The sequence below is a fragment of the Phenylobacterium composti DSM 19425 genome (assembly GCF_059568645.1).
This window is the reverse complement of record NZ_JCANTT010000011.1, coordinates 287,043-299,107: the sequence shown is the minus strand read 5'-3', so window position 1 is coordinate 299,107 and position 12,065 is coordinate 287,043. Positions and strand designations below refer to the sequence as shown.

Here is a 12,065-nt window from a genome sequence, read left to right as displayed (position 1 = left end):
TTGATGACGGGCGATCAAACCCAAAGGGAACTTTGAGAATGAACGCTCCCGTGAATTCGAACCGGAAGGCCGAACTGCTGGCCAACACCGTCGAGCACGTGGCGATCGACCAGTACGACGCCCGCCCGATCATCGATTCCATGCGCAAGATGAGCTTCACGAGCCGTGACACGGCCCGTGCGGCCGACATCTGGCAGATGAGCCTGGAAGACGCCGAGTGCTCAACCTGGCTGACCCTGGCGGGCTCCACCTCGGCCGGCGGCTGCATGCACATCTACCGGGACATGGTGAAGTACGGGATGATCGACGCGGTGGTCGCCACCGGCGCCTCGATCGTCGACATGGACTTCTTCGAGGCCCTCGGCTTCAAGCACTATCAGGCCCAGTCGAACGTCGACGACCGCGACCTGAGGGCGCTCTACATCGACCGCATCTACGACACCTACATCGACGAAGAAGAGCTGCAGGCCTGCGACGCCACGATCTACGAGATCGCCGAGTCCCTGGAGCCGCGCCCCTATTCGAGCCGCGAGTTCATTTATGAGATGGGCAAGTGGCTGGCGGCCGGCAACGCCAAGAAGCCCGACAGCCTGATCGAGGTGGCCTATCGCGAGGGCGTGCCGATCTTCTGCCCGGCCTTCGTGGACTCCTCGGCCGGCTTCGGCCTCGTGAAGCACCAGGTCGAGCGGATGAAGGCGGGCAAGCCCTACCTCACCATCGACGCCGTCGCGGACTTCCGCGAGCTGACCGAGATCAAGCTGAAGGCCGGCGCCACGGGCCTGTTCATGGTCGGCGGCGGCGTGCCGAAGAACTTCGCCCAGGACACCGTCGTGTGCGCCGAAATCCTTGGCCACGAGGTGGACATGCACAAGTACGCCATCCAGATCACGGTGGCGGACGTGCGCGACGGCGCCTGCTCGTCCTCGACCCTCAAGGAGGCCTGCTCCTGGGGCAAGGTGGACGTGACCTGGGAGCAGATGGTGTTCGCGGAGGCCACCACGGTGGTGCCGCTGATCGCCTCCAACGCCTGGCACCTGGGCGCCTGGAAGACCCGCCAGCGCCGCCGCTGGAACGACCTCTTCCAGAAGTAAGTCAGAGCGGCCCCGGAGCAATCCGGGGCCGTCTTTCTATCCGGCCGTCGCCAGCCTCAGGCGAGAAGGCTGATCTGGCGGTTGGGCGTGATGTTGGTGAAGTTCGGAACGTCGCCGACCACCTCGGCCGCGCGCGGGCCGCCCATGCTCTTCTGCAGCGCCTCAGGGCTTTCGAAGACAAGGTTGGCGATGGCCACATAGGGCGGTTGGGCGCCGTCCGGGCCGGGCAGCCCCTGGAGCACCTGGACCGAGGCCAGGCCGGTGGGGCCGAAGGCCTCCTTCACCAGCGGAATGTGGGTGGCGTTGTAGTAGTCCATGTCGAACGTCCCGCCCTCGGTGCTGGGATACATCACGCTGACCACGATCATCCGGCTTCCTCCGCCCATTCATGCCCGCCAAGGCTAGCGGCCCTGACGTGCGGGAAGCAAAGACGCCGCCCCTAGCGATTGCCGCCGATGAAGTCGCCCAGTTCGCCGAGGAGCGAGCCTTCGCCGCGGTTCTGCCCGCCCGTGCCGGCGGCGGCCAGCATCCGGCCGGCCAGGCGCGAGAACGGCATCGACTGCACCCACACCCGCCCGGGCCCGCGAAGCCGGGCGAAGAACAGGCCTTCGCCGCCGAACAGCACGCTCTTCACCCCACCGGCCATGACGAGGTCGAAGTCGACGCTGGGCGTGTAGGCGGCGAGGCAGCCGGTATCGACGTGAATCTCCTCGCCCGCCGCGAGCTCGCGCTCCACCACCGTGCCGCCCATCTGGACGAAGACCCAGCCGTCGCCGTCCAGGCGCTGCATGACGAAGCCCTCGCCGCCGAACAGGCCGGTGAGGATTCGCCGCTGGAAATGGACGCCGATGGACACGCCCCGGGCCGCCGCCAGGAAGCTGTCCTTCTGGCAGATCAGGGTCCCGCCGAGTTCGGCCAGGTGCAGGGGCAGGATGGAGCCCGGAGTCGGCGAGGCGAAGGCGACGCGCGCCTTGCCGCGGCCCTGGTGGGTGAAGACCGTGGTGAACAGGCTCTCGCCGGTGATCAGGCGTTTGCCGGCCCCCAGGAGCTTGCCCATGAAGCCCTGGCCCTGACCGCCCGAGCCGTCTCCGAAGACGGTGGTCATCTCCACGGCGGCGTCCTTCCAGACCAGGGCGCCGGCCTCGGCCACGGCGCTCTCGCCCGGGTCGAGCTCGATCTCGACGAACTGCAGCTCCTGGCCCTTGATCTCGAAGTCCACGTCGTCGGCGACGCCGGCGCTGCGGTGATGGGTCCAGGGACTGGTCATGGGGGCTCCTCTTGGCTTTGACGCCAATCTAGGGCCTCGCGGCGGGACGGAAAGAGCCCGCCCTCTAGACCAGGTCGGTGATCCGTCGGGCCCCCGCCCGATGGCCGATCAGCCGCTCCAGCATCAGCTCGAACACCTGCTCGGCGATGGCGAGGCTCTCGGAATCCACGTCTGCGGTCAGGCGCTCGTTCACCTCCACCACCTGGCCCAGGAGTTCGAGGCGCAGGGCCTTGCCGGCGGCCGTGAGGGAGGCCTCGGTGAGGCGGCGGTCATGGGGCACCTCGGCGCGGACGACGAGCCCGCGCTCCACCAGCCGGTCGATGGTCCGGGTAAGGGTGGTCCGGTCCAGGGCGAGGAAATCGGCCACCTCGTTCATGGTCCGGCTCTTCAGCAGGCCCAGGCCCACCAGGACGCGCCACTGGGTGATGGTCAGGCCGTGCGGGCGGATGATGTCCTCCAGCACCCGGTCGCGGCGCGCGGCCAGGTGCGAGACCAGGTAGAAGATCCTCGACTGGTTGACCGGTTCCGGCTGCGGCTGGAACTCGACGACCGCCTGTTGCGGCATATGTCCCCCTAGACACTGGTGCTTCGGCGACCCGGCCGAGGCAGTCGGGCCGTCGCCTTTCCTCCGAAGGCGGGGAATCGCAACGGCGCACGCGCGCTTACGCGGCGCAGACGTCTCCGTAAAGGAAGGCCTCTGACGTCTAGACCGGGCGTCGGTCCAGCGGTTTGACGCAGGTCAAGCCAGCCGAAAAGGCGGGCGGACGGGTTGTCGCAGGCGAGCTTCAGGCCCTGGCCCGGACCGCGCCGCTTGGGCTCAGACGCCGGCGTACCATTCGTAGCCGCGGTCTTCCCAGAAGCCGCCCTTGCCGCCGTAGATGTGGGCGAAGCTCTCCACGGCCTCGATGCGCATCACATACTTGGCGTGCTTGTAGCCCAGCTGCCGCTCCACGCGCAGACGTAGCGGCGCACCGTGCTTCACCGGCAGGGGCGCGTCGTTCATCTCATAAGCCAGGATGGTCTGCGGATGCCGCGCGTCGATCAGGTCGATGCTCTCGTAGTATCGGCCGTTGGGCCCCTCCGCGAGGGTGTCGGCGCAGTGGAACACGAGGTAGCGGGCCTCGGGCTTCAGGCCCGCCCGGTCCAGCAGCGGCCCGAGCCGGGCGCCGGTCCACTTGCCGATGGAGGACCAGCCCTCCACGCAGTCGTGCCGCGTGATCTGGGTGCGGGCCGGCAGGGCGCGGATCTCTTCGAGGCTCAGGCTGAGCGGCCGCTCCACCAGGCCGTCCACGACCAGCCGGTAGTCGGCGAAGCCGCCCTCGCGCAGGGCCACATATTCGGGATCGCGGGGATTGAGCGAGCCGTTGGGCCTAAAGTCGGGGGAGATGTCCGCGGGCGAGAACTCCCGGGCCAGGGCGTTGCGGTCGGTCACGGCCCGCTGGACCTGCCGGCTGAGGTTCTCGGCGCTGCCGATGAAGCCCATGAAATTCGGATTGCGGGTCAGGCGGTCGCAGGCCGAGACCCAGAGGCCGGCGAGGGTCGCGCCCGCCGCCTTCAGCCAGGTACGGCGATGGAGGCTCACGTGCGTTCCTCCTCAAGCTCGATGGCGTAGCGCCCGGTGATCATCGCCCGCAGATTGTTCCAGGGGCCGGAGGCCAGGACCATGGCGAGGTGGACGAGCACGAACAGCACCGTCAGGGCCGCGGTGAGGAAATGGAGGCTGCGGGCGCTCTGACGGCCGCCGAACAGGTCGATCAGCCAGGGGACGGTGGCGTTGAAGCCCGGCGACATGCACAGCCCCGTGAGCACCATCATCGGCAGCAGGACGAAGGCGGTCGCCAGGTACGATCCCTTCTGCAGGACATTGTAGCTGCGCGCCGCCTCGCCCCGGGCGAAGCGCAGGCGGGCGTGGTCGGCGACCTCGGCCAGCACATGGCGCAGGCGCAGTTGCTCGCGAGTAGGCAGAAGCATCCGGCGACGTCGCCGGCTCAGCACGGTCACGGCCACGTACACCGCCCCGTTGAGGACGAACAGCCAGGCAAAGAAGAAGTGCCAGCGCCGCCCGCTCGCCAGGTCGCGCCAGCTCGGAATGGTGGCCCAGGCGGGAAAGGCCTGGTTGCGCCGGTCGCCGTGCCGCCCGGTCCAGCCGAGCAGACCGGTGGTGTCGGCGTAGCGGTTCCCTACGGTGGTGACGCCCCGCGGGCCGTCCGGCGTCTCCACCATGCGGATCGAAAGCCATGGACGGGCGAAGGTGGAGGTCTGACCCCAGTAGAGGGCGGGATGGGCGTTGAAGATCTGCAGCCCGCTCATCAGCAGGACGATGACGGCGAGGGCGTTGACCCAGTGGGTGATCCGCACGACCGGCCCGTGGCGGGGGACCAGAACGCGTCTCCTCTTGCCCATGAACGTCTCCACAAAACCGGGATACGCACACTGTGCCACAGCCGCGCCGGGCGGAACATCGCGCGGGGCCGGGCGCTTTCGACGGGAGCAATCCTGCAAGGAGATCCCCATGGCCGGCGACGACAAGATCCAGAGCGAGGGCCGCCGCGAGAACGCCGCCCAGCCGCTGAACGCGGCCAAGGACCGCGGCGGACCGGAACGCTATCCGGCCGTCCGCCAGGACGACGGCGTCGAGGGCGAGCGCCGCGCCTTCGCTTCGGGCAACCCGCAGCCACGCCAGGGGGCCGGCGACACCACCGCCCCGTCCCCGGCCAACGAGGACCGTCTGGGCCCTGGCGCTGATCCGGCCGAAGGCAAGCGCTAGCGACGCGCGGCCGGCCTCCCTAAGCTCACCCCCAAAAGCGGGGGGGAGCGTTCAGGGTGAGTGACGTGGGCGTCGAGGTCTGGCGGGGCAGCGTGGCCGCATGGGAATGCGACCACATGGGCCACATGAACGTTGGCTTCTATGTGGCCAAGGCCATGGAGGGGCTGGCGGGCCTGGCCGCGGAGCTCGGCATGCCCCAGGCCTTCGTCCCCGAGGCCGATGCGACCCTGGTGGTCCGCGACCAGCACATCCGCTTCCTGAAGGAGGCCCGCCCCGGCGCGGCCCTGACCATGACCGGCGGGGTGCTCTCGGCCAGTGAGGACGAGGCGCGGCTGCTGCTCCTGATGCGCCACGCCGACGGGAGCCTGGCGGCCACCTTCCAGACCCTGGTGGCCCACGCCACCGCCCGGGACGCCCGCGCCTTTCCCTGGCCCGACCGCATCCGCGCCCGCCTTGAGGCGCTGCGGGTGGAGGCGCCCGAACAGGCCGCGCCGAGGTCGATCTCCCTCGATCCTGTCCAAAGCCAAGCCGGCCTCGCCCGGGCGGAGGAGCTGGGCCTGAAGCGCACCGGGCTCGGCGCCATCCAGCCCGTGCACTGCGACGCCTTCGGGCGCATGCGGACCGAGATGCTCATGGCCCGGATTTCGGAGGGCATCCCGCACTTCTTCGACGGGGAGCGGCCGGGCGCGCGCGAGGGCCGCCGGGTGGGTGGCGCGGCGCTGGAGTACCGCCTGGTCCACTTGGCCTGGCCCCGGGCGGGCGATCGGGTGGAGCTGCGGTCCGGGTCGGCGGGGGGCGACGCCCGGTTCCGCCGGCTGGTTCACTGGCTGCTGGATCCCCGCACCGGTCAGGCCTGGGGCGCGGCCGAGGCCATCGCCGTGTCCTTCGACCTCGACACCCGCAAGATCATCGCTCTGTCCGACGAGGAACTGGCCCGGGCCGAGGCCAAGGCGGTCAGAGGGCTGTCGCTGTAGCCGCGAGCAGCGCCCGGGCCTGTTCCGGCCGCTCCATGGGCAGGAAATGGGTCGTCCCCGGCAGCGTCTCCATCACGATGCGGCCGGCGGCCAGGAGCTCGTCCGCATGGGGACCGAGCTGGGTCGTCGAGCCCTCCTCGGCCGTGAGGATGCGGATGGGACAGCGGCTGGCGCGGAAGGCCGCGTAGGGATCGTAGTTGTGGGTGGCGTAGCTCGCCGCCTCCCAGAGGGGGGCGCAGGCAAGGATCGCCTCGCCGTCGGCTGTCTCCTGGAAGCCGGCCTCCACATAGTCGGCCAGCATCTCGGGCGGCCAGGTGCGGAAGGCGCCCCGGCCCAGATAGGCGGCATAGGCCGCCGCCTTGTCCGGAAACACCGCCCGACGGCGGCGGGCGCCCTGGTAGAGGGCCGATTCGTCGCCCCGGTCCGAGTTGATGGCCGAATCGAAGATCACCGGATCGAGCAGGCCCAGCGCCCGCACCTTATCCGGCCGGTGAGCCGCCGCCAGCAGGCTGGAGGTGCCGCCCATGGAGTGGCCGGCAAGGGCCACCGGTCCCTCGGCCACGGCGTCGAGGAAGGCCAGGAGGTCGTCGCGGAACATGTTCCAGCCGCCGTGCCGCTCGGGATCGGCCGGGAGGGTGGTGGCGCCATGGCCGCGCAGGTCGATGGCCAGGATGCGCAGGTCCGCCGCCAGGGGCGCCAGCAGGGTCCGGTAGGTGCGGGCGTTGAAGCCGTTGGCGTGGGAGAAAACGAGGTCGACCGGCCGATCCTCGGGGCCGAAATCGAGATAGGCCATCTCGCCGCCACGGGCGGGCAGGGCCTGGCGCCGCGCGCGCGGCTCGAACTCAACCGGGGTAGCCATGGGCGACCTATAGCTGACCTCGCCTTCGCCGAAACCTTCACCTCGCGTCAGGCGGCGACGGGCCGCGGTTGCGACGCCGGACCCCGACCGATCCACAGCGCCGCCGCGGCGGCGGCCAGGCCAAAGATCCCCGCCAGGACGAAGACCTCGAGGTAACGGCCCTGCAGGTCGCGCAGCAGGCCGCCCAGGAACGCCGCCGTGGCCGCCCCCGTCTGGTGGCCCACGGCGATCCAGCCGAAGACGATGGGGGCGCTGCTCTCGCCGAAGTTCTCATTGGCCAGGCGCACCGTAGGCGGCACGGTGGCCAACCAGTCCAGGCCATAGAACACCGCGAACACCGTCAGGCTGACGGCGTTGAACTCGAGGAACGGCAGGGCCATCAGCGAGAGGCCCCGCAGGGCGTAGTAGACGAACAGCAGCTTGCGGGGATCGTAGCGGTCGGTCAGCCAGCCCGAGGCGGTGGTCCCGACCATGTCGAAGAGGCCCATCAGCGCCAGCAGGCCGCCGGCCTGGACCAGGGCCAGGCCCTTGTCGCCGCAGAACGAGATCAGGTGGACGCCCACCAGCCCGTTGGTGGTGAAGCCGCACACCCAGAAGGTGGCGAAGAGCAGCCAGAACGCCGGGGTCCGGGCGGAGCGGACCAGGACTGACAGGGCCAGCCGGACGCTGTCGGCCGGGCGGCCGCGGGGCGGGTCCGGCGGGGCCTCGGTTGCGCCATAGGGCGCCTGGCCGATGTCGGAGGGCTTCTCGGGCATCAGGAAAAAGACGACCGGGATCAGGGCCGCAGCGGCGAGGGAGACAGCCATGACCACCGGCCGCCAGCCGCCAGCCTGGGCGAGGGCCGCCATCCCCGGCAGGAAGATCAGCGAGCCCGTGGCGGTGCTGGCGCTGAGCAAGCCCATGACCAGGCCCCGGCGCTGGGCGAACCAGCGGTTCACCACCGCGGCCCCGAGCACCAGGGCCACCGCGCCCGAGCCGAAGCCCGAGAGCACGCCCCAGGTCAGCAGGAAGTGCCAGGGCTCGGTCATCAGCAGGCTGAGCCCCGTGGAGGCGCTCATCAGCGCCAGACCCGCCAGCAGGGTGCGCTTCAGGCCGAGCGTCTGCATCAGGGCGGCGGCGAAGGGACCCACCAGGCCGTAGAGGAAGATGCCCACCGCCGCGGTCACCGAGAGCTCGCCCCGGTCCCAGCCGAAACCTTCGTGCAGGGGCGTCAGCAGCACGCCGGGCGCCGAGCGCAGGCCCGCGGCGGCCAGCAGCGCCAGGAAGGTCACGCCGGCGACGACCCAGGCGTAGTTCTGGCCGAACGGGCGGCGCATCGTCATGGCGCGAAACTCCCCAGCGCCAGTTGCGATCGCCTGGCGGAGGCTCATTTAGGGAGCCATGAAGCTTTGCACCATCGGCTACGAGGCCGCGCCCCAGGCAGCGGTGATCGAGGCCCTGAAACAGGCCGGCGTCGAGGTCCTGATCGACGTGCGCGCCATCGCCGCCTCGCGCCGGGCGGGGTTCTCCAAGGGCCTGCTGTCGGCGAGCCTGGAGGATGCCGGGATCGACTACGTCCACCTGCGGGCCCTGGGCACGCCGAAGCCCGGCCGCGACGCCGCCCGCAAGGGGCGCACCGCCGAGATGCGGGCGATCTTCGAGGAGCATCTTCAGGAGCCGCAGGCGCAACTGGAGCTGGCCAAGGCGGTGGAGATCGCCTCGGGCAAGCGGGCCGCCCTGCTCTGCTACGAGGCCGAGGCCTGCGGCTGCCACCGCCGGATCGTCGCCGAGCGGATGTGCGAGGCCGTCCCCTTCGAAGTCGAGGACCTGAAGCCCTAGGGCCTAGACCTCCATCTCCGCGCCGGTGAGGTCGCAGCCCGCCATGCGCGCGCCCTTGAGGTCGGCCTCGAGGAAGCGCGCCTTGGCGGCCGAGCCGCCCCGCAGGTCGGCCGCCCGCAGGCTGGCGCGGGTGAAGTCGGTGCGCACGAAGCGGCCGGGGGCGATCATCAGCGGCCCCATGCGCGCCCCGCGCAGGTCGGCCCGGATGAGCTGGGCGCCGACGAACTTGGCGCCGCGCAGGTCGGCGTCGCGCAGGATCGCCCCGCGGAAATCGCAGCCCGACAGGTCGGCGCCCTGGAGCTGGGCGCCCGTCAGGTCCATGCCAAAGAAGATCGAGCGCGGCGCGGCCAAGGCCGTGAGCTTGCGCTGCCTCAGGGCCCGCAGAGGCCGGAAGTCCACCTGCTCCAGCCGCACCACAGCGCCCCGGGCGCCGTCGGTCTCGCAATAGGTCTCGTGGTCGGCGAGGACATCCTCCAGCGAGCGGTCGTCCACATAGACGATGGGCGGCGGAGCCCGAAGGACCTCGGAAAGGTCCACGTCGTCCAGCCGCGCCTGCTCCAGGTTCACCCCCGCCAGCACCGCCCGCTTCATGGAGGCGCCGGTGAGGTCGGCCCCGCCCAGGTCCGCGCCGGACAGGTCCGCCCCGTCCAGCACCGCCCGGGTCAGGCGCGCGCCGGCGAGTACGGCCCCTGCGAGGTTGGCGTCGGTGAAGTCGCTGGCGATGGCCTGGGCTCCGGCCATCTGGGCGCCCGCGAGATTGGCGCCTGAGAGCACCGCGTAGTTCAGCTCGCCCGGCCGGTGCTCGTGGCGGAGGATCCGGAAGCCGTCCAGTTTGTCCTGCAGGGCGATGCGCCCCTCGCGCAGGTCGCAGCCCGCGAGCTCGGCGCCGGCGAGGTTGGCCCCCTTCAGACAGGCGCCGCGCAGGTCTGCGCGCTTGAGGTTGGCGCCCCTGAGGTCGGCCTCGCGGAGATTGGCTCCGAAGAGGATCGTCCGGGCCATGTTGGCCCTAGCCAGCATCGCCCCTTCGAGCTTGGCGCCCGCGAGGTCGGCGTCACGCAGGTCGACGCCCTCCAGCGAACAGTTGGACAGGTCCACATAGGGCAGGGCGAAACGGCGCCCGCCCGAGCGGCCCGCCAGGAAACGCTGATGCGCCTCCAGCGCCTCGCGCAGCGTCTGGGCGTCGATCGCCACATGGTGCTGTTGGGCTTGGGTGCGCATGGGACCGTCGCCGCGAACCATGGCGGCCGCGCGCTTAAGGAACGGTTTCGCAACACCCCTAAGCTCGGATTACGCCCGGCGGACGTACGGCGGGGCGATCAGTTGCCGGGAGTCTCGCCGCGGGCGGCGGCCGCGATCAGGGCGGCGATCCGGTCGGTGGAGTCGGCGGCCTGCGAGAGCACGCCCATAGGCCCCGCGCCCGGCCGCACGGCGGCGCCCATCTGGCTGGCCGCGGACTGGGCCACGGCGATCATGCCGTTCTGGACCTTGGCGAGGCCCGAAGCCGCAAGGAGCTTGGCCGAGGCGTCCGGATAGATGAAGCCGTGAGTCGGATAGGTCGAGTTGCCCAGATCCTTGGTGGGGTCGTACCAGACCTTCACCTGGCTCCAGTCGCCGTTGGGAGAGACGTCCACCACGGTGACGTCCTTCTCCACCTTGCCGCGGGAGCCCTCAATGGGGGACCAGTTGGCGTGGGTGATCTGCACCACACGGTCGGTCAGCACCTGGCTGACCACGGCCACGTGGCCCAGGCGCATGCGAGAGGTCGGCTTGAAGCACAGCACGGCGCCGGCGCGCGGCTGAATCCCAGTCTCGTAGCGGCCGGCGGCCTGTTGCCACCAGGTGCGCGCATCACCGAAGATCTGGATGCCGGAGATCAGGCGGGCGAAGGGGACACACTGCCAATAGGTGTCGGCGATCGCGCCCGCAGGCGCGAGGGTCATAACGGCCGCGGCGGCCAGGGAACCCAGGAGGGTCCTCGTCCGTTTACGCATGTTGCAGTTACTCCCCGACACTGGGCGAAGGAATAACCCTATCCGCGCTTGAGTGAAAAGAGGGTTTACGCGGACTCTCCGTCGCATGCGGCTCACTTATCCACAACCGCTCCGGCCCGCCGCCTCGGATCATGCGAGGCTGACGAAGAGTCTAGGCTGGACCCGCGACGTTCACGATCCTTAATCCAAGAATTCTATGCCCGCCTCTCAGGGGAAGACTTCGTATTTAAGCTTGTCCGATACGACAGATGATCTTCCCTCGACTTGATCAGCACATACACAGTCGCCCCGCACAGACTGAAACAAGTGCTGAGCCGGCCATCAAAAGACGTTGTCGAGGCCGCCGCCTGCCGACGCCACAAAGCCGCCAGATTATTCACAGCCCTCTCGGCGCCCAGAAAATTGGCGCCGTCTGCGCCCGCATGAGAGCTAGGCGGCCCGCCAAAGCGGGTTATCTAGCTCCACAGGAACTGAGAGAGGCCTGAATGGACATCGCCGCTCTGCTGAGCGACCCGGCCGCCTGGGCCGCCCTTGTCACCCTGATCGTGATGGAGGTGGTGCTGGGGATCGACAACCTCATCTTCATCTCGATTCTCTCCAACAAGCTGCCCGAGCATCAGCGCGCCAAGGCCCGCCGGATCGGCATCAGCCTGGCGCTGGTCCTGCGCCTCGCCCTGCTCTCCACCCTCGCCTTCATCGTCGGCCTCACCCAGCCGGTCTTCACCCTGCCCTGGCAGGGCCCGCTGGGCGAGCACGGCGAGCCGATGTGGGAGCTGGCGTTCTCGTGGCGCGACCTGATTCTGATCGCCGGCGGCCTGTTCCTGGTGTGGAAGGCGACGACCGAGATCCACGAGAAGGTCGAGCCGGGCGAGGGCCAGGGGGTCATGGACACCGCCGGCAAGGTGGTGACGAACATGGGCTCGGCCATCGTCCAAATCCTGCTGCTCGATCTGGTGTTCTCGATCGACTCGATCCTGACCGCCGTCGGCATGACCGACCACCTGCCCATCATGTTCACCGCGGTGATCGTGACCGTGGGCCTGATGCTGGTGGCGGCCAATCCGCTGGCCAACTTCATCAACAACAACCCCACCGTGGTGATGCTGGCTCTGGGCTTCCTGCTGATGATCGGGGTGGTGCTGATCGCCGACGGCTTCGGCTTCCATGTGCCCAAGGGCTACATCTACGCCGCCATGGCCTTCTCGGCGACAGTGGAAGGCCTGAACATGCTGGCCCGGCGCGCGGCGGCCAAGCGGACGCCGCCGCCCGGCGAAACGCGTCACTGACAAGGGCGTCAC

The 12,065-nt window shown here is 69.7% G+C and carries 14 protein-coding genes; 5 read left to right on the top strand and 9 right to left on the bottom strand.

All coding sequences use genetic code 11. From position 1 onward, the window contains the following. Positions 1-38 precede the first annotated feature (38 nt). On the top strand, positions 39-1,091 hold the full coding sequence (locus BO64_RS04435; protein ID WP_496402067.1) for a 1,9-bis(guanidino)-5-aza-nonane synthase: 1,053 nt from the start codon (positions 39-41) through the stop codon (positions 1,089-1,091). 56 nt (positions 1,092-1,147) lie between these two features. Here the strand turns inward: BO64_RS04435 and BO64_RS04430 are convergent, their stop codons facing one another. The 5 genes from BO64_RS04430 to BO64_RS04410 all read right to left on the bottom strand — a co-directional run bounded on the left by BO64_RS04430 (position 1,148) and on the right by BO64_RS04410 (position 4,761). Beyond that, positions 1,148-1,459: an EthD family reductase gene (locus BO64_RS04430; protein WP_496402066.1), complete on the bottom strand. Its 312-nt coding sequence runs from the start codon at positions 1,457-1,459 to the stop codon at positions 1,148-1,150. Positions 1,460-1,530: 71 nt separating this feature from the next. Continuing rightward, entirely contained in the window at positions 1,531-2,358 is an 828-nt protein-coding gene (locus BO64_RS04425; protein WP_496402065.1) for a TIGR00266 family protein, read from the bottom strand. A 64-nt stretch (positions 2,359-2,422) separates the two neighbouring features. Further along, the gene (locus BO64_RS04420) at positions 2,423-2,923 is read right to left on the bottom strand and encodes a MarR family winged helix-turn-helix transcriptional regulator (RefSeq protein ID WP_496402064.1); all 501 of its coding nucleotides are present in this window, start codon (positions 2,921-2,923) and stop codon (positions 2,423-2,425) included. A gap of 252 nt (positions 2,924-3,175) precedes the next feature. Beyond that, complete coding sequence (locus tag BO64_RS04415; RefSeq protein ID WP_496402063.1) at positions 3,176-3,940, bottom strand: molybdopterin-binding protein; 765 nt, start codon at positions 3,938-3,940, stop codon at positions 3,176-3,178. Then, the gene (locus BO64_RS04410; protein ID WP_496402062.1) at positions 3,937-4,761 is read right to left on the bottom strand and encodes a cytochrome b/b6 domain-containing protein; all 825 of its coding nucleotides are present in this window, start codon (positions 4,759-4,761) and stop codon (positions 3,937-3,939) included. The genes BO64_RS04415 and BO64_RS04410 overlap by 4 nt, the downstream gene beginning before the upstream one ends. A gap of 109 nt (positions 4,762-4,870) precedes the next feature. Between BO64_RS04410 and BO64_RS04405 the strand changes: the two genes are divergently transcribed. Beyond that, on the top strand, positions 4,871-5,125 hold the full coding sequence (locus BO64_RS04405; RefSeq protein ID WP_496402061.1) for a hypothetical protein: 255 nt from the start codon (positions 4,871-4,873) through the stop codon (positions 5,123-5,125). 56 nt (positions 5,126-5,181) lie between these two features. Continuing rightward, complete coding sequence (locus BO64_RS04400; RefSeq protein WP_496402060.1) at positions 5,182-6,099, top strand: thioesterase family protein; 918 nt, start codon at positions 5,182-5,184, stop codon at positions 6,097-6,099. Here the strand turns inward: BO64_RS04400 and BO64_RS04395 are convergent. Continuing rightward, positions 6,080-6,958: an alpha/beta fold hydrolase gene (locus tag BO64_RS04395; protein ID WP_496402059.1), complete on the bottom strand. Its 879-nt coding sequence runs from the start codon at positions 6,956-6,958 to the stop codon at positions 6,080-6,082. The genes BO64_RS04400 and BO64_RS04395 overlap by 20 nt on opposite strands. 47 nt (positions 6,959-7,005) lie before the next feature. Then, positions 7,006-8,280 (bottom strand): MFS transporter, encoded by a 1,275-nt coding sequence (locus BO64_RS04390; RefSeq protein WP_496402058.1) that lies wholly within the window; start codon positions 8,278-8,280, stop codon positions 7,006-7,008. A 58-nt stretch (positions 8,281-8,338) separates the two neighbouring features. On the opposite strand from BO64_RS04390, the gene BO64_RS04385 reads away from it, so the two are divergent. Further along, positions 8,339-8,776 (top strand): DUF488 domain-containing protein, encoded by a 438-nt coding sequence (locus BO64_RS04385; protein ID WP_496402057.1) that lies wholly within the window; start codon positions 8,339-8,341, stop codon positions 8,774-8,776. 3 nt (positions 8,777-8,779) lie between these two features. Here the strand turns inward: BO64_RS04385 and BO64_RS04380 are convergent, their stop codons facing one another. Both BO64_RS04380 and BO64_RS04375 read right to left on the bottom strand, forming a co-directional pair. Next, positions 8,780-9,994, bottom strand: coding sequence for a pentapeptide repeat-containing protein (locus BO64_RS04380; RefSeq protein ID WP_496402056.1), 1,215 nt, complete (start codon positions 9,992-9,994; stop codon positions 8,780-8,782). 98 nt (positions 9,995-10,092) lie between these two features. Further along, a complete protein-coding gene (locus BO64_RS04375) occupies positions 10,093-10,767 on the bottom strand; it encodes a CHAP domain-containing protein (RefSeq protein WP_496402055.1) in 675 nt (224 codons plus the stop codon). A gap of 485 nt (positions 10,768-11,252) precedes the next feature. Between BO64_RS04375 and BO64_RS04370 the strand changes: the two genes are divergently transcribed. Beyond that, positions 11,253-12,053, top strand: a complete 801-nt coding sequence (locus BO64_RS04370; RefSeq protein ID WP_496402054.1) for a TerC family protein — start codon at positions 11,253-11,255, stop codon at positions 12,051-12,053. Positions 12,054-12,065 lie beyond the last annotated feature (12 nt).